The sequence below is a fragment of the Streptomyces sp. NRRL F-5123 genome (assembly GCF_000721495.1).
GTDB lineage: Bacteria > Actinomycetota > Actinomycetes > Streptomycetales > Streptomycetaceae > Actinacidiphila.
Genome location: NZ_JOHY01000029.1, coordinates 43430 through 64863 on the forward strand (window position 1 = coordinate 43430; position 21434 = coordinate 64863).

A 21434-nucleotide genomic window follows, 5' to 3' on the forward strand; every position below is an offset into this window, starting at 1 on the left:
CGTCGTGCCCGATCCGCCGGGTCGTCGTCCGCCGTGTCGCTGACGTGCTCCTGCTCGCGATTATGGCGGACAAAACCCCTCGAACCGGAAAGGCATGGCCGGGGCCCGGACCGTACGGCTCAGCGTCCTGCGACCAGCAGGGTCTGCGCGATGCGGCCGCAGTCGCCCGAGGCGTCGTGCAACTCGCCGTGCGCGAGGCCCGATCCGCCGGGCGCGGCGGCCGTCGCCGAGCGCAGGCACAGCCACTCGCCGACCGGGTCGCGGTGCAGCAGCAGCGTCACGTCGGTGTTGATCACCAGGTCCCTGCGGTGGTCCAGCTCGAAGGCGACGGCCCAGCTGCTGTCCGCGAGCGTGAGGGCGCGGGTCAGCGGGGTGTCCTCCTCGCCCGCGACGAGCGGGACGCGCTGCCGCGCCCACACCGTGCCCGGCCCGGGCGTGTCGAACCCCGGCTCCGGCGCGCCGGGCGCGCCCGGCGGGAAGCGCCACTCCATGGCCGAGACGTAGCCGTCCAGGTACGCGCCCGCCATCACCTGCTTCGGCTGCGGCCCCGGCACCGGCGGCACGGGCGGCACCGGGCTCAGCGCCGGGGTGTCCGCGGGGGCGGCCACCAGCCGCCACGCCCTGGCCAGCAGCACGGGCTTGCCGTCGGCGGTGATCCGGCCCTCCAGCAGCTCGGTCCGCCCGCCCGCGCGCACCGTCCGCACCTCGACGTCCAGCTCGCCGACCGGTACGGGGCGGGGCAGGTCGACGGTCACGCGGGCGATCCGCATCCCGGGGCGCGCCTCGTGCCGTTCGAGCGCCCGCCCGATCAGGGCGGAGGGCGGGCCCGCGTGCTGGGCCTTCGGGCTCCAGGGCCCGGCGGTCCACTCGGTGCTGCCGAACCGGCTGCCGCCGAGGCTCCGGTAGAACGTCTCGCCGTCCATCCCCGCTCCCTCCCACTGGCGTGGGGCCGATCGTAGCGAGCGGTCCCCTCCGCCCCGCCGGGCACCCTCTCCGGCCGTGGCCGTGGCCGTGCCGCGGGGCGAGTCCGGCGGCTCTTCTGCCCGGAGTCGTCCTGTACTCGGTGGACGTTCGCTGGGCAACTGCCGGGACCGACCCGGCGGCACAGCCGGTGGACGGAGCGGTCGCGGTCGACTCTCGCCGCGGTGGATCTCGCCCTCGCCGGCCGGGCCGGCGCCCGGATGGCACGGCCCTTCGGGGTGCCCATCGGCCACGGCGTGGTGTTGCGGCTGCTGGAAGCTTTGCCCGAACCGGATGTCCCGGCCCCGCGGGTGGTTGGTGTCGAGACCCCGGGCGACGCAGGTGGCCGATTGGCGCCGCCCGAGGAGGAGGCGGACTCCCCGTGGCGGAGCGAGCAGTTCGCCAACCGCTTCCGAGCCAGGCACGCCACGGTTCACGCGTTGCCGGGGCGCCCGTGGTGCGATCGCTCATTTCCCATCCGGGCCGCCGCCAGGTCACCACTGACCCGGTACCTCTACGGGTGGACCGCAGTCGCCGCCTGCCCTTGTCGTCATCGATCTCACGGACGCCCACCCGCCCTGCCACGGCCACAGCCTGACGGCTACGAAGGGCCCGGCACAAATACGTCACGCCGCGTGCGCTGCCCCGGAGCACATCCGCACCGCCGCGGGCTACCGGACTCGAACCGGCTCAGACCGAAAAGGGTCACAATCTCGAAGATTGAAGCGGATTTCCCATCACGCCTTTGCCCGCAGCGGCTGACCACAGCCTACCAACGACCACCGCGCTCCACAGGGCGAACGTTGCCCGAGGCGGCACTTGCTGCCAGCACATTCCCGTCAGCGCCTGTACGTGAGCCGACACCGCAGCCGCCCGGATCGTGCCCAGTTCGGTGAAGCTCAGATGTCGCAGGCACCCCGCCAGGCCGGAGCCCGTGGGGCGCCGCGCGGCACGATTGTGCAGGGCCTCCACGGTGGTGACCTCTCGTTCCGGACGGACAAGGTGGTCAGCAGCGTCATAGGAAGACCGCGGCTTCAAAAGCCCATGATCACGGATACTCTCCGTAAGTAGATTGACACTCTCGGTTACTTTGTGTGTATGGTTGAGGCGGAACCCCGTACGTCCCAATCCTGGAGAATTCGTGACACGCTTCCGTGCCCGTCTCGCCCTTCTCTGCTCGGCCGCGGCGCTCGCCGCCGGCGCTGTTGTCCCCGCGCAGTTCGGCGGGGCCCAGTCATCCGCCGCAGCCGAGGAGCACCAGTGGGTCGCCCTGGGCGACTCCTACACCGCCGGGGTCATCCAGGCCGCGGGCAACACCTTCGAGGTTCCCCGTGACGGCTGCGAGCGCACCGACCGCTCCTACCCCCAGGTCATCGACCGCGACCTCTACGGCCTGTTCGAGCTGACCAACGTCAGCTGCGGCGCCGCCACCATCGCGAACGTCACCGACACGCCCCAGCACCCGATCGGCCGCCACCTGCCGCCCTTCTCCGAGGACCCGGACTACCCCTTCCCCGCCGTGCCCCCTCAGTCCGAGGCGGTAGGCCCCGACACCGACGTCATCACCGTCGGCGTGGGCGGAAACACCCTCGGCTTCGACGACTTCATCACCAAGTGCATGCAACTCGGCGGCGAGAACGACGGCAAGGGCACTCCGTGCAAGGACGCCCTGGGCGCCGACGTCCCGGAACGGCTGAAGACCGTGCGCCACGAGTACGACCGGATGCTCACCGTGCTCCACGAGCGCGCCCCGAAGGCGAAGATCCTGGCCGTCGGCTACCCCACGGTCATCCCCCGGGACACCGCCAAGTGCAGCTTCGGTGACCTCACGCAGTTCGGCACGATCACCTCCGGCGACCTGGCCTGGCTGCGCGCCGACGTCCTGGAGCCCCTCAACAAGACCATCGACGACTCCACCGGCACCCAGGACGCCGCCGGCTACGTCGACCTCTACACCTCCTCCCGCGACCACAGCGTCTGCGACGACAGCAAGTGGGTCGAAGGCGTCGTCACCCTCCCCGACCAGCTGTCCTTCGTGCACCCCAACGCCCTCGGCCACCGCAACGCCGCCGACCACGTCGAAGAGGCGCTGCTCAACACCCTCACCTGATCCGTCCCGTTTCCGGGGCACCCCGTGCAGCAGCGAACTGGCCTCCGGCCCCAGCCGGAGGCCAGTTCCACGTTCCGGACCAGATCCAGACGCGGCTTCAACTCACAGTCCGGTCCGAGAGACAGGCCCTGGGAAGATCGCGACCGGATGCCTGGGCGACTTTCGCAGTCGAACAGAGCCCTCAGGGTGCCCTCGGAGGAACCACCCCCGTGGTCGTGGGTCTTCACCTTGGGAGACTTCCTCCACACACCCAGTGCGTGCGGAGACCGGGAACATCATCAGCAGTCATGTGCCGCACGAGCTGATGGGAGTGTCCCGCCTCGCAGACAGGCCTGACGCACGGTTCGCCTGTGGGGTACTCGATCGCGGGAGCCGCCTGGACCGGGTCGTGGAGGGAACATTCGCCCACCTGCACCGGTTTTCGCCGCCTGCGGATCCGCTGGGAGAGACGCGACGACATCCACGAAGCCTTCCTCACCCCCGGATGCGCACTCATCTGCTGGAGACGCCTGAACTTCCGACAGAGGTTCAGGACAGGCACGGCCAACACTGACGGCCTGGTGCCGCCCTCAGGCCGGCTTGCGCCATACGGAGATGTGCTTCGCGGAGTCCTCGGTGAACGGAGAACCGTCCCAGTCCGCAACGCGACGTTCCAGTTCGAGCCCTGCGATCCGCGCCATCAAGTCGAGCTCCGCCGGCCACGCGTACCGGTGCCGGGAGTTGTCGCGGCGGTAGCGGCCGTCTTCGCCGTCGCGGGTGAGATGGTGCGAGACGAGGATCTGTTCGACCAGGTCGAAGGTGTCGAAGCCGAGATGCCGGTCGGAGACATCGAACGGCACCGCGACCTGCCCGGGCGGCAGGAACCGCAGCGGCGGCACGCCCAGCTCGATGACGAATCGGCCGCCAGGGGTCAGGTGACGTGCGGCGTTGCAGAAGCACTCGACCTGCTCGTCCTGCGTGAGGAGATTCGTGATCGTGTTGTAGACGAGATAGACCAGGGTGAACTCGCCAGGGACGACGGTCGTGGCCATGTCTCCGATGGCGACGGGGAGCGCGTCCTTGTCGATCTTGCGCCGCAGGACCGCTGCCATGTGCTCGGACAGTTCGATGCCCACGACGGGCAGGCCGCGTTCCCGGAGCGGGACGCCCACTCGTCCAGTTCCGATGGCGAACTCCAGTGCCCGGCCGTTTCCGGCGAGTTCGGCGAGGAAGGCCAGCGTGGGTCCGAGAACGGCAGCCGAGGACGATTCGGCTTCCTCGGCGTCGTAGCGGTCGGCGGTCGCGCGGGTCCACAGTTCACTGCTCGTCACGGGTGGCCACTGTGCCGGGTGCCGAGGGGCGCTGTCGACGCATTTAGGTTCTCCGCGGCTCCGCGCGCACCGCCTACGACTCGTTGTCGCCTTGCCGGGGCTTCGGCCGCACCGCCCAGCACGCCGGATCATCAGTTCCGGAATTGCGCGGGTCAGTCCGGCGGGCGGCGGGCGGCGAGGAGGAGGGTGCGGTGGGCGACGGCGACGACCGCGGGGTCGACGAAGCGGCCGTCGGGGAGGGCGAGGGCGCCGGGGGACGTGGCGGAAGCCGCGAGGACCTCGCGGGCCGCCGCGACCTCCTGCGCGGAAGGCCTGTACGCGCGCTCGATGACCGGGAGCTGGCGCGGATGGATCGCCGCGCGGCCGAGGAAGCCGAGGGCGCGGCCCCGGCGGCAGGACTCGCCGAGGCCCACCAGGTCGCGGACGTCGGGGTGGACGGACTGGGCCGGGGGCGCGAGGCCCGCCGCGCGGGCGGCGACGACCGTGCGGACCCGCGGCCAGGTCAGGGCCTCCTCGCCGGTCAGGCCGAGGTCCGCGCGGAGGTCGGCCTCGCCGAGGGCGATGCCGCGCACGGCGGGGTCGGCGCCCGCGATGGCGAAGGCGTTCTCCACGCCGAGCGCCGACTCCAGCAGCGGGTAGAGGGGCGGCGCGTCCGCCCCCGCCGCCCGTACCGCGCGGGCCACCCGGACGACGTCCGCGGGTGTGCCGACCTTCGGCAGCCGCAGCCCCCCGAGCCCCGGCAGCCCGGCCAGCGCGGCCAGGTCGGGACCGGCCAGCGGGCCGTCCAGGGCGTTGACCCGCACGTGCACGGGGACCCGCCCGTGCGCGGGCTCGGCCAGCAGCTCCGCGGTCGCGGCCCGCGCGTACTCCTTGCGGCCGGGCGGCACCGCGTCCTCCAGGTCGACGAGCACGACGTCGGCGCCCGACCGCAGCGCCTTCGCCACCACCTCCGGCCGGTCACCCGGCGCGTAGAGCCAGGTCAGCGCGAGGCCCTCGTCCTGCCCGGCGCCGACCGCGTCCGGTCCGCCGTTCGGGGCGGGCAGCGTCACCTCGGGCCCGCTCACAGCGCGCCCTCCGTACGCGGCGCGGCGGCTGCCGTGTTCGGCCCGCGGCCCGGGGGCGTCGCTTCGGGTCGGCCTGCAGCGGGTGGTTCGGTGGCGCCTGTGTTCGGTCCGCCGCCCGGTGCGGGCGCCGCCACCTCGGGTCCGCTCGCCGCGAGCCGTTCGGTGGCGGCCGCGTCCGGTCCGCCGCCCGGTGCGGGCGCCGCCACCGCCGGCCCGCTCACAGCGCGCCCTCCGCGCGCAGTGCGGCGATCTCCGCCTCGGTCAGGCCGAGTTCGGCCAGCACCTCGTCGGTGTCGGCGCCGTGCGGGCGGCCCGGCCAGCGGACGGCGCCGGGGGTCCCGGAGAGGCGGAAGAGGACGTTCTGCATGCGCAGCGATCCCAGCTCGGGGTCGTCGACGCGGGTCACCGTGCCCAGGGCCCGCAGCTGCGGATCGGCGACGACGTCGCGCACGTCGTAGACGGGGGCCACCGCGGCCTGCGCCTCCTCGAAGGCGGCGACCACCTCCGCGCGGGTGCGGCGGCCGATCCACTCGGCCACGACCTTGTCGATCTCCTCGGCGTGCGCGGCGCGCCCGGCGCCGGTCGCGAACCACGGCTCGCCGGTGAACTCCGGGTGACCGACCAGCCGCAGCACCCGATCGGCCACCGACTGCGCGGACGACGACACCGCGACCCAGCCGCCGTCGGCGGTGCGATAGGTGTTGCGGGGGGCGTTGTTGTTCGACCGGTTGCCCAGCCGCGGCTGCACGTAGCCGAGCTGGTCGTACCACAGGAGCTGCGGGCCGAGCACGGCGAGCATCGGCTCGATGATGGCCATGTCCACCACCTGTCCGGCGCCGGTGCGGTCGCGGCCGGCCAGCGCCGCCATGACCGCGTACGCCGTGGCGAGCCCGGCGATCGAGTCGGCCAGGCCGAACGGCGGCAGCGTCGGCGGTCCTTCGGGCTCACCGGTGGCCGCCGCGAAGCCGCTCATCGCCTCGGCGAGGGTGCCGAAACCGGGGCGGCTCGCGTACGGCCCGGTCTGGCCGAAGGCGGTGACACGGGCCAGCACCAGCCGCGGGTTGGCGGCGGACAGCTCCTCCCAGCCCAGCCCCCACCGCTCCAGGGTGCCGGGGCGGAAGTTCTCCACGACCACGTCGGCGCCGACCGCGAGCCGCAGCAGCACGTCGCGCCCGCCGGGTGTGCCGAGGTCGGCGGTGATCGTGCGCTTGTTGCGGCCGAGCTGCTTCCACCACAGGCCGACGCCGTCCTTGGCGGGGCCGTGGCCGCGGGACGGGTCGGGCTTGCGCGGGTGCTCGACCTTGACGACGTCGGCGCCGAAGTCGCCGAGCAGCATCGCGGCGGTCGGGCCCGCGAAGAGCGTGGCGAGGTCGACGACCCGCAGGCCGGTCAACGGGCCGCCGGAGGGCTGGTGGTGCATGGGTGGTACCTCGGTTCTGGTGCGGTTGTTCCGGTTCACTTACGGGCGGCGCGCCGGCGGGGGACGGGGTGCCCCGCGGCGGCGCGTGCGTCGACGGCCGCGCGCAGCGGCATCGAGGACGAGGCGCCGGCCTGCTCGACGGACAGCGCGGACGCGGCGGTCGCCCAGCGCAGCGCCTCGTCCGCCGGTCGGCCCTCACCCAGGGCGACCGCGAGCGCGCCCACGAACGTGTCGCCGGCGGCCGTGGTGTCCACGACCTCCGCCTTCAGCGCGGGCACGGCCAGCGGCTCCCGGCCGCGTACGGCGTGCAGGCACCCCGCGGCGCCCAGCGTGACCACCACCTCCGGCACCACGTCCAGCAGCGCGCGGGCCGCCGCTCGCGGGTCGCCCTCGCCGCTCAGCGCGGCGGCCTCGTGCTCATTGGGCACCAGCAGGTCGGTGACGGCCAGGAGTTCGTCCGGCAGCGGCTGCGCGGGAGCGGGCGTGAGCACGGTGCGCACCCCGCGCTCGCGCGCCGCGCGGGCCCCGGCGAGCACGCCGGCGAGCGGCAGTTCGAGCTGGAGCAGCAGCGCGCCCGCCGCCCCGATCGCCGCCTCGTCCTGCGAGGTGAGCGCCGTGACCGTGCCGTTGGCGCCGGGCACCACGACGATCGCGTTGTGGCCCGCGCCGTCCACGGTGATCTGTGCGATGCCGCTCGGGCCCGGCACCGTACGCAGCCGGACCGTGTCGACGCCCGACCGGTCGAGCGCCGCGCGCAGTTGTACGCCGAAGTCGTCGTCGCCGACCGCGCCGATCATGGTGACCGCGCCGCCCGCGCGCGCCGCGGCGATCGCCTGGTTGGCACCCTTGCCGCCCGGCACGGTCCGGAACGACTCGCCGGTGACGGTCTCGCCGAGCCGCGGCGCGGCCTTCGCGTACGCGACCAGGTCCATGTTGGCGCTGCCGAGCACCGCGACCGCGGCCTTCGTGACGGTCATCAACTGCCTTCCCTAGCGTGCGTGGACGAGCGCGGCGGTGCGCCGCGCGAGCGTGTCGAAGCCGATGCCGTCGAGACCCCCGACGGTCGTGGACAGCCGGTTCTCCAGCGGGCCCGTCCAGCGCGCGGGCAGCGCGGCGGGCGAACCCGCGAGCAGCCCGGCGACCGAGCCGGCCGTCGCGCCGTTGGAGTCGGTGTCCCAGCCGCCGGAGACGGCACGGGTGACGGAGCCGGAGAAGTCGCCCCCGGCGTGGGTGAGTGCGGCGGCGAGCAGCGCCGCGTTGGGCAGGACGTGCACCCAGTGGTGGCCGCCGTACGCGGCGTGCAGCGCGTCCACCACGCCCGCGAAGCCCTCGGGCGTGCCGGACGGCTCCGCGCGGGCGGCCGACACGCCGAACCGCACCGCCGCCGCCAGCCGCGAGCGGGGCGGCAGCACGCCGAGCCCGGCGGCGAGGCACGCGTGCACGTCCGCGCCGCCGCCCGCCGCCGCGGCGATCACGGCGGCCGCGAACATCGCCCCGAGCATGCCGTTGGCGGTGTGCGTGAGCACCGCGTCCCGCCAGGCCGCGTCCGCCGCGCCCGCGGGATCGCCCGGGTGTGTCCAGCCGTGGACGTCGGCCCTGATGAGGGCGCCGATCCACTCCCGGAAGGGGTTGCGCCGCAGCGCGGTGAGCGGCGGCTCGACCCCTTCCAGCAGGTTGCGGTAGGCGACCCGCTCCGCGGTGAACGTCCGGCCCGCGGGAAGTTCGGCGAGCCACAGCTCCGCGACGTCCGCGGTGCGGAAGCCGTGCCCGTGCGCTTCCAGCAGCAGCAGCCCGAGCAGCGGGTAGTTGAGGTCGTCGTCCTCCGGCATCCCGCGGATGTTCTCGGCGAGCGAGGTGGGCGCGCTGCGCCTGTTCCACGGATGGCGTGCCGCCACGCCGGGATCCAGCCCCACCGCCGTGAACCACGTCCGCAGCGGCCAGTTGCCCGTTCCCCGCGCGATCTCCCGGATCCCCTCCAGCGGCAGCTTCTCCACGGGCTTGCCCAGCAGGCACCCCGCGGCCCGCCCGAGCCACCCGGCCTCCAGCCGCCGGACGAGGGCTTCCGGGGGCGCGGCGCCCCCGGCCCCGGGCCCCGTGCCCGCCCCGCTGCCGGCCGGAGCAGGGCCGGAGCGCCCGCCGGAGCGCCCGCCGGGGGGCGGCGTCGGCGCCGGCCGGTCCGCGCCCGGAACGGCGCGACCGCCGAACGGATCCGCCGCGCCGCCGTGGGGCCGGGATCCGCCACGGGCGTTGCCGGCCGGTACGCCGTGACCTGCGCAGCCGCCGGACGGGTCGGTACGTCCCCCCGCCGGGGACGCTGTCCGCCACGCCGGTGCAAGGGCGTGGATCGCGTCGAGGCCCGTCGGCTCGTCCGCGGCCAGCGGGCTGGGGCGGGCGGCGAGTTCGTCGAGGAGCGTTTCCGCGAGGGCCCGTAGCGCGGGAGGGGCCGCGGTGGGCGAGGCCCCCGCGCGCGGCGGCGCGAGGTGACCGCCCGCGGCGAGCCAGCGCCGCCGGACGTCGTGGGCGTCGCGGCCGTCCTCCGCCGCCTGCCGGAGCTCGTGCCCGATGAGGTCTTCCGGCTGAACCCACGTCAGCCGCAGCATGTCGTTCACCGCACTCCCGCCCGACTGCCGTCCCCCGCCGCCGTGAGGCCCTCGGGACACGCCCGGGGCGGTCGGTGCGCCGTGCCGTGCGGGTGGTGGCCGCGTGCCCGGGTCCGGCGGGGGGCGGGGTGTGGCGTGGCGGCGGGTTCGCGACACGCCCGGAGCGGTCGGTGCGCCGTGCCGTGCGGGTGCCGGGGGACGGGGAGAGGTGCGGGACGGGGGGCGTCTTCCGCCTCCGCCGCGGGTGCGCCGCCGGGCGCCGGGGCGGTCACCTCGCCTCCGCCAGTGCGGCGAACGCCGCCTCGTGGGTGCGGCGGCGAGCGGTGTCGCGGGTGAAGACCTCGCGGGTGACGGTGGCCAGTTCGGCGGCTGGAGCGTGGAGGTCGAGGCGGCTGGCGCGGGCGACCTCGGTGCTCCACCGTTCCGGCACCGCCGCGCTGCCGCCGAGCGCGCCCGCGACCGCGCCGCTCATGGTGGCGATGGAGTCGCAGTCCCGCCCGTAGTTGACCGAGCCGAGCACCGCGGGCTCGTACCCGCCGTCCGCGACCAGCAGCATGCCGAGCGCCACCGGCAGTTCCTCGATGGCGTGCAGCCGCGAGGGGCGGCGAGCGCCGAGCGAGGGCTCCCGGTAGTGCGGGCCGACCGTGTCGAAGGGCGCGACGGCCTCGCGCAGCGGCCCGAGCGCCCGCTCCCAGTCGTCGTACGCCACCGCCGCCTCGCAGACCGCCTCGATCGCGGCGCGGGTGCCGTCCTTGGCCAGGGCCAGCGCCTCGTCGACGACGCTGGTGGCCGTCGCGCCCGGCAGGAACGCCGCGGCCACGGCCGCCGCGAAGACCCCGGCGGCCTCCCGCCCGTACGAGGACTGGTGCGGCGCCGCGACCTCCAGCGCCTCCGCGTACGCCCCCGCCGGATTGCCCGCGTTGACCGCGCCGACCGGCGCCATGTACATCGCCGCACCGCAGTTGACGATGTTGCCGGTGCCCGCCTCCCGCGGGTCGACGTGCCCGTAGTGCAGCCGCGCCACGATCCACTTCTCGGCGAGGAAGATCCGCTGCAGCGGCAGCGCCTCGGCCTCCAGCTCCGGGACCCAGCGGGGCGTCCCGATCAGGTCGGGAACCAGGTGCTCGGCGACGCTGTACGCGTCCAGGTGGTCGCGCACCTTCGCGTAGACCCGGACCAGCGCGTGTGTCATGAGGGTGTCGTCGGTGACGTGCCCGTCGCCCTTGTGGTACGGCGCGATGGGCCGGGCCGTACGCCAGTCGGCGTGGAAGGGGCCGACGATGCCGCGCACCCTCCCGCCGTGCCGCTCGGCGATCTGCTCGGGCGTCCAGCCCTCCACCGGGCCGCCCAGCGCGTCGCCGACGGCGGCGCCGACCAGGCAGCCGGTGATGCGGTCCTCAAGCGTCGGTTGCATGGGATGCGAGTCCTTCCGTGGAGGTGTCGCAGGGGGCTGACGGGGCCGAGGGGGCGGCGGGCACGGCCGGCTCGATGGCGGCGAGCCGCCCCGCCAGTTCCATGAGGTCCACGCCCGCCATGCGCGGCAGCGCGCAGCCGGCCAGGATGCGGCACGCCGCGCGCCACGGGGCGGGCAGCGAGCGGGCGCCGCCCAGGGCGCCCGCGAGCGCTCCGGAGAGCGCGGGGGCGGAGTCCGCGACCCGCGACAGGCACGCGGCGGCGGGCACCGCCTCGACCGCGGCGCCGTCCGCCGCGAGCACCAGCGCGAGCGCGACCGGCACGGTGTCGGCGGCGGCGATGCCGTAGCTGTAGACGTGGTCGATGATCTGGTGCTCCAGCAGCGGTACGAGCCCGAACGCCCGCCCGCCCGGGGCCTCCTCGGCCGCGGCGCGGGCGAGGTCGACGGCGTGCTCGGCGTTGCGCGCGATCTCCGAGCCCACGGGCAGCTGCGCCTGCGCGGCGGCCACGCACTCCGGCGCGGTGGCGCCCGCCAGCGCGAGCGCCACCGCGGCGGCCATCGCGCGGGCGCCGTGCACCCCGTCCTCGTCCTGCGTGTAGCGCGCGTCGAACTCGGCGAGATCGGCGGCCCCCTCGGGGTCGCCGGGGTGGACGACCGCGAGGACGCACGCCCGTACGCACGCCGCGTCGTCGAAGAAGTGCGGGTTGTCGTGCCCGGAGGCGGGCGGGCGCAGACCTGTCGCGAGATTGCCGAGCCCGGCGCGTACGGAGATACGGGCGCGCAGCGGGATCTCGGCGGACTCCACCTCCGGGGCGCGGGCCGCCGCCGACGAGATCTCGGCGGCGAGCGACATCCACGCCAGGTCCACCGCGGCGCGCACCCGCCGGTCCCGGCTGAGGTCGCTGAGCAGCGCGCCGCGCGAGGCGACGACCGCCTCGGCGGTGAAGGCCGCCCACTCGGCGTCGTCTGAGGGCCCGAGCCGCAGCGGCTCGGGCGGCTGGTTGAGCGCGATGGGTACGGGCAGGGTCGTGGTCTCGTTCTGCTCGGCGAAGGTGTCCAGCTCCCGGGTGAGCCGCCGCGTCCACTCCGGCATGCGCACCGCGCGGTGCCGCGCCGCCGGCCACCCGGCGGCGTCCCCGGCCGCGAGCCCCAGCAGCATCCCCTCGACCCGCGACCGCGCCTCCTCCTCCGGTGCCGGGACCGCGCCGCGGGCCCCCGGCACCGGCCCTGCGGCCCGCCCGGGACCTCCCCCGGGCGCCGAGCCTCCGGCGGGCCCGGGACCGGGGTGCGGCGGTGGGGTGCCGGGGGTGGTCATGACGCCGCCAGGGTGGGGGTGTCGGGGGAGAGGAGGTCGGCGATGTCGAGGACGTGGTAGCCGGACATCGCGGGCAGGCAGCTGCCGTGGACCTCCTTGACGGCCTTGGACCAGCGCTCGGGGATCGCGGTCCAGCCGCCGAGGGTGCCGGCGAGGGCGCCGGCGACGGCGGCGGTGGTGTCGGCGTCCCGGCCCATGTTCACCGCCGTGAGCACCGAACCGGTGAAGTCGCCGCCCGCCAGGGCGAACGCGCCGAACGCGAGCCCGACCGCCTCGGGCGCGAGGTCCGTCCACGGGTAGCCGCCGATGACGACCGCGGCGCGCAGCGCCCGCTCGCGGTCCAGCACCGCCAGGGCCGGGTCCAGCCGGAGCCGGCTCGCGACCGTGACCGCCCGGCGCAGCGAGCGCGCGGTCCAGGAGTCCTCGGGCACCACCGACAGCGCGGCGGTGATCACGGCCGCGGTGTCGCCGCCGCCCATCGCCGCCGCGACCCCGGCGGCGACGGCCTGGCCGCCGTAGATGCCCTCGCCCTCGTGACTGACGGTGCCGTCGATCGCGACCAGCCGCGCGGCCTCCGCGGGGCGCCCGGCGGCGAATACCCCGCAGGGCGCGGCCCGCATCGCCAGGCCGTCGCTCCAGGCGTGCCGGTGCTGCGCGGTGATCGGCGCGGCGAGGCCCCGGCGGAGGTTCTCCAGGGTGCCGCGCTCGCTGAACCCGGCGCCACGGAAGGCGCCCTCGTCGCGGTCGGCGATCCAGACGTGCCAGGCCGTCTCGACGTCCGCGGGGGTGAGGGCCGAGCCGTACCGGCCGAGCAGCAGGCCGGACAGGATCGCGTACTCGGTGTCGTCGGTGCCCGCGGGGTCGTCGGTGACGAAGTCCTCGATGCGGCCCCAGCGCTTGCGGATCTGCGACGGTTTCATGTTCTCGGCCGGGGCCCCCAGCGCGTCGCCCACCGCGAGGCCGGTGAGGGCGCCGCGCGCGTGGTCACGGGGCGAGCCGGGCAGGGGCGGGGGCTGCCGGGGACCGACGGGTGGCGGGGTGGAGGAGAGGGCGTCGGTGCCGGGGGCGGCGAGGGGCGGGGGAGTTGTGCTCATGACGTGCCGTTTCCTGGTGAGTCCTGCGGGGTGGTGCCGAGGTGCGCCGTGCCGCCGCCCGTGCGGCGGCGGCCGCGGGTGCGGCGGCGGGCGGTGCGCGGTCCGGGACGAGGCGCGGGTCCGGCCGGCGGCTGACGTACGGGGCACGGCCGGGGCTCCTTCCGTGGCGGGGCGGTTCGCGTCGGGGCCGTTCGTGCCGGCCGGGGTCGTGCTCGGGGGCGGATGCGCCCGCCCGCGTCGGGGGTTGCCGCTCCCGGGAGCGGAGCCGGGCCGTCCGGACGGGCGTCGCCGGACCGGCACGGCTCCGCGGCGGGCAGGACCTCAGGCGCGGTAGCGGTCGAAGACGCGCTTGCCGTCGCGCACCAGCTTGTCGCGCAGCCCGTCCAGGCCGATGGCACCGCTGTAGAACTGCTGGAGCGCGGGCGTGGCGACCTTGTCCGACCACTCCGGGTAGCCGCGCCGCCCCAGCGCCGGGGACGCCACCAGGTGCGCGGCGACGGCCATGCCCGTACGCCAGCCGAGCGCGTCCGTGGTGAGCGACGGGTCGCGCAGCGCGTCGCTGCCGGTGGGGGCCATCCAGTCGCCGCGCGCCAGCTGCACCAGATGCGGGGTCTGCGTCATGAAGTCGATGAAGGCGGCGGCGGCCTCCTTGTGCTTGCAGCTCCGGGACACCGACAGCGTCTGCGGACTGACCCCTTGCGCGCGCCCGCCGTCCGGCGCCCCGGCGCCCACCGGCAGCGGCAGCGTCACCCAGTCGAAGCCCTTGGGCGCCTGCTGCTGTATCTGCTGCCGGTAGGAGAGGTTGAGCGGCAGCATCGCGTACCGTCCGGCGAAGAAGCCGGGCAGCGCGTCCCCGCCGCTCATGCCGAGCGCGCTCGCCGGGGCCGAGCGGTCGTCGTGGACCTGGCGGCGCACCAGCTCGGGGAAGACGGAGTCGGCCGCGTCCAGCGCCACGTCCGTACGGCCGCCGGGCCGCGCGTAGAGGATCCGCCCGCCGGTGGTGAGCGCGAGGTTCAGCGTCACGCTCACCGGTGAACTCATCGGCCAGGCCACGCCGTAGCGCTCGGCCGAGCCGCCGCCGCGGTGCGACAGTTCGCGCGTGATGTCCTCGAACTCCTGCCACGTCCAGGGCGCGGCGGCGTCCGGCAGCCGTACGCCCGCCGCGACCAGCCGCGCGCGGTCGGCGACGATCACGCGCGGCTCCTGGAGGAAGGGCACCCCGTACAGCCCGCCGCCGAAGCGGGCCATGTCCCACACGGCGGAGGGGATGCGGGCGAGGGCGGACGCGGGCAGCAGCGGGGTGAGGTCGGCGAGGTAGCCGCCGGAGCCGAAGTCGGTGAGGTCGTTGCCCTCGTCGTGGATGACGTCGGGGGCCGCGCCGCCCTCGAAGGAGGTCAGCAGCTGGTCGTGGACATCGTCCCAGCTGCCCTGGACGTAGCGGACCCGTACCTCGGGCCCGGTGGCGTTCCACTGGTCCACCAGGGCCTTGTTGGCCTTGACCGACTCCTCCTGCCAGGCCAGCGACAGGAAGTCCAGCGTCGGCTTCCCCGACCCGGCGGACGAGCCGCACGCGGCCAGCAGCGGGCCGCCCGTGGCGGAGGCGGCGGCCGCGGCGGCGCCGCCGAGCAGTGTCCGGCGCCGCATCAGCCCTTCACCGCCCCGGAGAGCATGCCGCCGACCAGGCGCTTCTGCAGCAGTGCGAAGAAGACCAGGCTCGGCAGGGTGGCCAGCAGTGCGGCGGCGGCGAGCGGCCCGAGGTCCGCGGCGCCCTCCGCACCGGTGAAGTGGGTCAGGATCACGGACATCGTCTGCTTCTCCGGCGTCTTGAGCAGGACCAGGGCGAAGAAGAACTCGTTCCACGCGGTGACGAACGCGAACATCAGCGTCGCCACCAGGCCGGGCGCCAGCAGCGGCAGCACCACGCTGCGCAGTGTGCGCCAGCGGCCGCAGCCGTCGATCGCGGCGGCCTCCTCCAGCGTCACCGGCACGGCTCTGACGTAGCTCTGCAGCATCCACAGCACGAAGGGCAGCGTCCACACCACGTAAACGACGGCCAGACCGGGCCGGGAGTCGATCAGCCGCAGATTTTTGAGCACCATGAACAACGGGATGATGACCAGCACCAGCGGGAACATCTGGCTGACCAGGATCCAGCCCGTCCCCGCCCGGCTGACGGCACCGCGGAAGCGCACCATCGCGTACGCCGCGGGCACCGCGACGGCGACCGAGACCACCGCGGCCGCGCCCGCCACGAGCAGGCTGTTGAGGGCGGCGTGCAGCAGCGGCTGCTCGTCCAGCGCGGTCCGGAAGTTGTCCAGCGTGGGGTGCCGCGGCAGCCACGTCGGGTCGACCGAGCCCAGCTCGCGCGGCGACTTGAAGGCCGTGGACAGCAGCCACAGCAGCGGGAAGGCGAGGAAGACCAGGTAGCACAGCAGCGCTGCGTACTGCCCGGTGCGGCCCGCGCGGCGGCGCAGCACCCGGCGGCGCGGCTCGGGAGCGGGCACGGGTACGGCGTCGGCTCCGCGGTCGTCCGCGGGGGCGGCGGGGGTGGCGGCGGCGCTCACTGGTCGGCCTCCTTCAGCCGGTTGCGCAGGAAGACGGCCAGCAGCACCGCGATCACCGCGGTCATCGCCAGGCCCATGGCCGCCGCGTAGCCGTACTGGCCGTAGCGGAAGGCCTCCTCGTAGGCGAAGAGCATCGGCAGCCGGGTCTTGCCGCCGGGGCCGCCGCCGGTCAGCACGAAGACCAGGCCGAAGGCGTTGAAGTTCCAGATGAAGTTGAGCGCGGTGATCGACAGCACGACGGGGCGCAGCGTCGGCCAGGTGACGGTGGTGAAGCGGCGCCACAGGCCCGCCCCGTCGATGCCCGCCGCCTCGTGCAGCTCCACGGGGACGTTCTGCAGCCCGGCGAGCAGCACCACGGTGGTCTGCGGCATGCCCATCCACACGCCCACCACGACGACCGCGGGGAGGGCGAGGGACAGGCTGGAGAGCCAGTCGGTGTGGCCGGACGTCAGATGCAGGTGGCGCAGGGTGTTGTTGAGGACGCCGGCGTCCGGGTTGTACACCAGCCGCCACATGATGCCGACGACGATCTCCGGCATGGCCCACGGCACCAGCGCGAGGGTGCGGGCCAGCCAGCGGAAGCGCAGGTTCTGGTTCAGCAGCAGGGCCAGGCCCAGCCCCAGCGCGAGCTGGAGGGCGGTCACGCACACCGCCCAGACCAGACCGATCCGGAAGGACTCCCAGAAGAGCGAGTCCAGCCGCAGGTCGGCGAGGTTGTCCAGGCCGGTGAAGGACGTCGAGCGCGTCACGCCGGACTGCGCGTCGGTGAAGGCCAGCGCGATGCCGTAGCAGAGCGGGACCACGCTCAGGACCACGACCGGGATCAGCGCGGGCAGCAGCAGGAACCAGGCGTCCCGGTCCAGGCCCAGCATCCGGCGGCGGGCGAGCGCCGTCCGCGGTGGGGGAGTGCCGGCTCCCGGGCGCGGCGCCTCGGCGGCGACGGCGGTCATGACGCGCTCCCCGCGGCGACGGCGGTGGTGCGGGGAGCCGGTGCGCCGCCCGTCGAGGCGCGGACCACCAGCCGCGGCGGCACGGTCGCGCACCGCACCGGGTGGCGGCCGCCCTCCAGCCGCGAGACCAGCATCTGCGCGGCCAGCCGCCCGCGTTCGGCCGAACCGAGGTCGACGCTGGTGAGCGCCGGGCGGCCGGCCCGGGCCAGCTCGCTGTCGTCCATCCCGGCCACCGCGAGGTCCTCGGGTATGCGCAGCCCGCGGTCGTGGGCGGCGTGCGCGGTGCCGAGGGCGAGCTGGTCGTTGGCGCACAGCACGCCGTCCGGCCCGGAGCGGGCGTCCAGCAGCCGGTGGGCGGCCCGGGCGCCTGCCTCGATGCCGAACTCGGTGGTGACGGTGAGGGCGGGGTCGGGTGCGAGGCCCGCCTCGCGAAGCGCCGTTTCGTAGCCGACCCTGCGGTTGCGGCCGGGCACGGTGTCGGCGGGGCCGCCCACGAAGCCGATCCGGCGCCGCCCGCGCTCCAGCAGGTGGCGCACCGCGAGCACGGCGCCGAGGACGGAGTCGGCCCGTACGCTGTCCACCGCCGCCGGGTCGGGCAGCGAGCCGATGACCACCACCGGGCGGGCGGCCGCGGCGAGCACCTCGCGGTGCGCGTCGGTCACCCGGATGGGGCACAGGATCAGCCCGTCGCTCGTGCGGTCGGCCAGGCTGCGCACCACGTCCAGCTCGTCCTCGGCGACGGCGTCGGTGGAGTGCAGTAACAGCCGGTAGCCCAGCGGCTTGGCCACCGCCTGTATCTGCCGGACCATCGAGATGTACGCCGGGTTGCCGACGTCGGGCATCGCGAAGGTGAGCTGCCGGGTCCGGCCGCCCTTGAGGGATCTCGCCACGCCGTTGGCCACGTAGCCCAGTTCGGCCGCGGCCTGCTCGACCCGCCGCACCGTCGCGGGCCGGGCCCCGTGGCCGTTGAGCACGCGCGAGACGGAGGCGATGGACACGCCTGCCCGCGCGGCGATGGTCTCCACCGTGGGCGGTCCGCCGGAAGTGGTCATGGTCTCGTCCCCTCACTGTGCCGTCGGGCGGGAGCGCGCCGGTGATCGCGCGTCGGTGGTCTGCGAACGTGCTGTAAACGTTTACAGAGTGATCCTTCGTCAGGCCCCTCGGGAGAAGGGGAGGCCCCCGCATGTTGCGCGGAGGTTTCGTTGACGATCAGTCAATTGTGACCTGAATCACGGCGCGGGGGGAGGGGTTCGACGAATCTTGTCCGCGGCGGGCCCGGGACGGACGGGAAAGCCGCAGGTGAGGGGCGGCGGACCGCCCCTCACCCGGTCGGTCGGCGGGACCGCCACCCGGTCAGTCGGCCGGGCCGAGCCCGGCGGCTTCGAGACGGTCGGCGACCGCGCGCGCCTCGGCCTTCGTCAGCGGCAGCAGCGGTGCCTGGGTGTACGCGTGGCGGATGACCCCGCGGGCGGCGAGCGCGGCCTTGAAGGCGCCGAGCGCGCCCGACATCCGGCCGATCCGGGACCGGTCGGCGACCTCGACGATCCCGAACAGCGCGGTCAGCCGCCGCTGTTCGGCCGCGGCCGCGGCGGTGTCCCCGGCCCGCGCGGCGTCGTAGAGGCGCACGTAGCCGTGCGGATCGACATTGCCCAGGCCCGGCACGATGCCGTCGGCGCCGCGGGCCATCGCGAGGTCGGCGAGCGTCTCCGACCCGGTCAGCACGCCCGCACCGCTGCCGGCCGCGCCGTCGAGCACACGCTGGAAGGACTCCAGGTCCCCCGACGAGTCCTTGACCGCGGTGATCACCTTGGTCTGGGCCAGCTCGCCGAGCAGCGCCGGGGAGAGCTTCGTGTGCACGTTGGAGGGGATGTCGTAGGCGACGACGGGCAGTTCGAGCCGCCGGTGCAGCAGCTCGTAGTGCGCTCTGACCTCGCTCTCGCCGACACCCACGTAGAACGGCGCGGTGACGACGACCGCGGCCGCGCCCAGCGCCTGGGCGCGGCGGGCGTGGTCGAGCACCCGCAGGGTGCCCGTGTCGATCGCGCCGGCCAGCACCGGGACCTGCCCGGCGGCGACGCCGACGACCGTGCGCAGCGTGGTGTCCCGCGCCGCGTCCGTCAACTGGGCGATCTCGCCGGTGGACCCGCCGACGAACAGGCCGTGCACGCCCGCGTCCAGCAGGAAGCCGGTGAGGCGTTCCAGCGAGGCGGTGTCCACCTCCCCGTCCTCGGTCAGCGGGGTGCACAGGGGAGGGACGACTCCGTGGAACATCAGACCTTCTCACTTGCCGGTGGTTCGACTGCTGCGGATTCTCCTGCTGTCGCGGCGTGCCGCCGGTCGGCGGCGCGCTGCACGCGCGCCGGTACGTCGAAGCCGACCAGCAGCACCACGACGGCGGTCAGGGCGGCGCCGAGCACGGCCAGCGCGGTGCCGAGCCCCAGCGGCCCGGCGATCTTCTCGCCCAGGACCGGCGCCGCGGCGCCGCCGAGCGCGCCCACGTTGTAGCTGAACCCGAGTGCGGCGGCGCGCATGCCGACCGGGTAGTGCGAGCTGATGTAGCTGGGCAGTACGCCCGAGGCGCCCTGGCTGGTGCCGACCAGCAGGAACAGCAGCACCCACAGGGCCACGGTGTGCCCTTCGCCGAGGGCGAAGACCGGGTAGACGAAGGCCAGTGAGACGACCAGCATCCCCACGTAGGCCCGCCGGGTGCCGAACCGGTCGCCGAGGTAGCCGCTGACGACCGAGCCGACCGCGTAGCCGAAGCCCGCGTACAGCAGCGCGTCGGAGACCTGCCCGGGGTCGTAGTGCAGGTCGTTCTTCAGATACGTCGGCAGCAGCGACTGGAGCGGCCAGGAGTAGAGGAAGGCGCAGAAGACGGTGACCATCAGCCCCACCACGACCGGCCACAGCCGCTGCGCGAAGCGCACCGCGAGCGCCACGAAGCAGGCCGCGATCACCGCGACCAGCAGCAGCGTGACGGCCATCGACTGGTTGCGCAGCACCACCAGCAGCGCGACTGCGGCGACCAGGCACACCGGGACCGTCCACCATCGGCTGCCGCGCGCGAAGAGCAGCGCGGTGGCGCTGACCGGGCGCTCGCCCGCGTCCTTGGAGCGCTGCCACTCCTCCGCCTCCGGCAGCCTGCGGCGCAGCCAGATCGCGAGGAAGACCGGGAGGATGCCGATCCAGAACAGCACCCGCCAGCTGGTGTGCGGCACCACCCACGCGTACGTCTTGGCGGCCAGCACCCCGCCCAGCGGGTAGCCGGACAGCAGCATGCCGCTGGCGGTGTTGCGCATCCGGCGCGGCCAGCTCTCGATGATGTACGTGGCGCTCGCGCTGTACTCGCCCGCCATGCCCAGCCCGACGACCATCCGGAAGGCGAACAGCGACCAGTAGTTCCACGAGAAGCCGCACAGCACCGAGCCGACCGCGTACAGCGCGATGCTCAGCACCATCGCGGGGCGGCGGCCGAAGCGGTCGCCGAGCGCGCCGATGGCCAGGCCGCCGAACCAGCGGGAGACGAACGCGGCCGACACCAGCGTCGCGGCGGTCACGCCGGACAGGTGGAAGTCGTGCGCGATCTCGGTCAGGACGAGGGAGATCAGTCCGAAGTCGAAGCCGTCCATGGCGTAGCCGAGCCATGCGGCCGAGAAGGCTCTCCAGTCCCGCCGGGAGAGTTCGGCGCGCCAGCGCAGCGGGGGCGCGGCGTCGTATGTACTGCTCATGTGCTCGCATCCTCGGGAGCCGGGGTCGTCGTCGGAGTCGCTTCTGGACTCATGGGACGTAGGACGTCCGACGTCCTACGCGTGGCGGTAACGTAGGCCGCATGTCAGCTCAGCGCAAGCCCCCCGAGGTGGCGGCCACCCTCGCCGACCGCCCGCGCCGGCCCAGCGTGCAGGACCAACTGATCGACCTGATCGTGGAGTTGGACCTCGACCCGGGCGAGGTGCTGCCGCCGGAACCGGAACTCATGCGCACTCTGGGTGTCAGCAGGAACTCGGTGCGTGAGGCACTCAAGGGCCTCCAGGCGCTCGGCATCGTCGACATCCGGCACGGCTACGGTACCTACGTCGGCACCGCGCAACTGCGCTCCCTCGCCCCCGGCCTGCTCTTCCACACCCGGCTGGCGGTGCGCCGCGACAACCCGCGCGGGCTGCTGGACATCGTCGAGGTCCGCGCGCTGCTGGAGTCCGGCCTCATCCGCCGCTCGGCGCTGGAACTGGACGACGCCGACCTCGACCGGCTGCGCGCCGAACTCGACGCGCTGGAGGCCGACGGCGACGCGGGCCGCGCCGGACACGACCGCCGCTTCCACGAACTGCTCTACGAACCGCTCGGCAACGCCCTGGTGCTCCAGCTCATCGCGCTCTTCTGGGACGTCTACCGGCAGGTCGAGAGCGAGGTCGGCAAACCGCACACCGCCCACGGCCAGGTGGTGGGCCAGCACCGCCGCGTCCTGGAGGCCGTCGCCGCCCGCGACCCGGACGCGGCCGCCGCCCGGATCGCCGAGCACTTCGCCGACATCACCGGCCGCTTCGACCGCTGGACCGGCACGCCCCGCCCGACGTCCGGCTGACACCCGCCCCGGCGCGTCGGCGGAACCGGTCGGCCCGGTCCACCGGGCGCTACG

General features: G+C 74.8%; 17 protein-coding genes and 1 pseudogene. 3 read left to right on the forward strand and 15 right to left on the reverse strand.

Annotation, left to right across the window (positions count from 1 at the left end; genetic code table 11):
• Positions 1-119 precede the first annotated feature (119 nt).
• Positions 120-923 (reverse strand): thioesterase family protein, encoded by an 804-nt coding sequence (locus tag IH54_RS0122460; protein ID WP_031519631.1) that lies wholly within the window; start codon positions 921-923, stop codon positions 120-122.
• A 1178-nt stretch (positions 924-2101) separates the two neighbouring features.
• On the opposite strand from IH54_RS0122460, the gene IH54_RS0122465 reads away from it, so the two are divergent.
• Positions 2102-3070, forward strand: a complete 969-nt coding sequence (locus tag IH54_RS0122465) for an SGNH/GDSL hydrolase family protein (RefSeq protein WP_031519634.1) — start codon at positions 2102-2104, stop codon at positions 3068-3070.
• Positions 3071-3455: 385 nt separating this feature from the next.
• A pseudogene (locus IH54_RS43505) lies at positions 3456-3582 on the forward strand (IS5/IS1182 family transposase); the annotation flags it as partial.
• A 57-nt stretch (positions 3583-3639) separates the two neighbouring features.
• Here the strand turns inward: IH54_RS43505 and IH54_RS0122470 are convergent.
• The 14 genes from IH54_RS0122470 to IH54_RS0122535 all read right to left on the reverse strand — a co-directional run bounded on the left by IH54_RS0122470 (position 3640) and on the right by IH54_RS0122535 (position 20529).
• Positions 3640-4380: a class I SAM-dependent DNA methyltransferase gene (locus IH54_RS0122470; protein WP_031519636.1), complete on the reverse strand. Its 741-nt coding sequence runs from the start codon at positions 4378-4380 to the stop codon at positions 3640-3642.
• A gap of 152 nt (positions 4381-4532) precedes the next feature.
• The gene (locus tag IH54_RS0122475) at positions 4533-5423 is read right to left on the reverse strand and encodes an HpcH/HpaI aldolase/citrate lyase family protein (protein ID WP_052397750.1); all 891 of its coding nucleotides are present in this window, start codon (positions 5421-5423) and stop codon (positions 4533-4535) included.
• Positions 5424-5661: 238 nt separating this feature from the next.
• Positions 5662-6864 (reverse strand): CaiB/BaiF CoA transferase family protein, encoded by a 1203-nt coding sequence (locus IH54_RS0122480; RefSeq protein ID WP_031519641.1) that lies wholly within the window; start codon positions 6862-6864, stop codon positions 5662-5664.
• A 35-nt stretch (positions 6865-6899) separates the two neighbouring features.
• Positions 6900-7841, reverse strand: a complete 942-nt coding sequence (locus IH54_RS0122485) for a ribokinase (protein WP_052397744.1) — start codon at positions 7839-7841, stop codon at positions 6900-6902.
• Positions 7842-7853: 12 nt separating this feature from the next.
• Positions 7854-9464 carry an ADP-ribosylglycohydrolase family protein gene (locus tag IH54_RS0122490; protein WP_043181902.1) on the reverse strand — a complete coding sequence of 537 codons (1611 nt, stop codon included), beginning with the start codon at positions 9462-9464 and terminating at the stop codon, positions 7854-7856.
• 268 nt (positions 9465-9732) lie between these two features.
• Positions 9733-10878: an ADP-ribosylglycohydrolase family protein gene (locus IH54_RS0122495; RefSeq protein WP_043181895.1), complete on the reverse strand. Its 1146-nt coding sequence runs from the start codon at positions 10876-10878 to the stop codon at positions 9733-9735.
• A complete protein-coding gene (locus tag IH54_RS0122500; protein ID WP_420711795.1) occupies positions 10862-12037 on the reverse strand; it encodes an ADP-ribosylglycohydrolase family protein in 1176 nt (391 codons plus the stop codon). The genes IH54_RS0122495 and IH54_RS0122500 overlap by 17 nt, the downstream gene beginning before the upstream one ends.
• A 152-nt stretch (positions 12038-12189) precedes the next feature.
• Positions 12190-13287, reverse strand: a complete 1098-nt coding sequence (locus tag IH54_RS0122505) for an ADP-ribosylglycohydrolase family protein (protein WP_078862441.1) — start codon at positions 13285-13287, stop codon at positions 12190-12192.
• A gap of 321 nt (positions 13288-13608) precedes the next feature.
• Positions 13609-14931 carry an ABC transporter substrate-binding protein gene (locus tag IH54_RS0122510; RefSeq protein WP_031519656.1) on the reverse strand — a complete coding sequence of 441 codons (1323 nt, stop codon included), beginning with the start codon at positions 14929-14931 and terminating at the stop codon, positions 13609-13611.
• Positions 14931-15764: a carbohydrate ABC transporter permease gene (locus tag IH54_RS0122515; protein WP_199923444.1), complete on the reverse strand. Its 834-nt coding sequence runs from the start codon at positions 15762-15764 to the stop codon at positions 14931-14933. Before IH54_RS0122515 ends, IH54_RS0122510 begins: the two co-directional genes overlap by 1 nt.
• Before the next feature lie 83 nt (positions 15765-15847).
• Entirely contained in the window at positions 15848-16801 is a 954-nt protein-coding gene (locus IH54_RS0122520) for a carbohydrate ABC transporter permease (protein ID WP_031519661.1), read from the reverse strand.
• Positions 16798-17853, reverse strand: coding sequence for a LacI family DNA-binding transcriptional regulator (locus IH54_RS0122525; RefSeq protein ID WP_031519664.1), 1056 nt, complete (start codon positions 17851-17853; stop codon positions 16798-16800). The genes IH54_RS0122520 and IH54_RS0122525 overlap by 4 nt, the downstream gene beginning before the upstream one ends.
• 301 nt (positions 17854-18154) lie before the next feature.
• On the reverse strand, positions 18155-19072 hold the full coding sequence (locus IH54_RS0122530; protein ID WP_031519666.1) for a dihydrodipicolinate synthase family protein: 918 nt from the start codon (positions 19070-19072) through the stop codon (positions 18155-18157).
• The gene (locus IH54_RS0122535) at positions 19072-20529 is read right to left on the reverse strand and encodes a sialate:H+ symport family MFS transporter (protein WP_078862442.1); all 1458 of its coding nucleotides are present in this window, start codon (positions 20527-20529) and stop codon (positions 19072-19074) included. The genes IH54_RS0122530 and IH54_RS0122535 overlap by 1 nt, the downstream gene beginning before the upstream one ends.
• 101 nt (positions 20530-20630) lie before the next feature.
• On the opposite strand from IH54_RS0122535, the gene IH54_RS0122540 reads away from it, so the two are divergent.
• A complete protein-coding gene (locus IH54_RS0122540) occupies positions 20631-21380 on the forward strand; it encodes a FadR/GntR family transcriptional regulator (RefSeq protein WP_052397746.1) in 750 nt (249 codons plus the stop codon).
• The last annotated feature ends 54 nt before the right edge of the window (positions 21381-21434 follow it).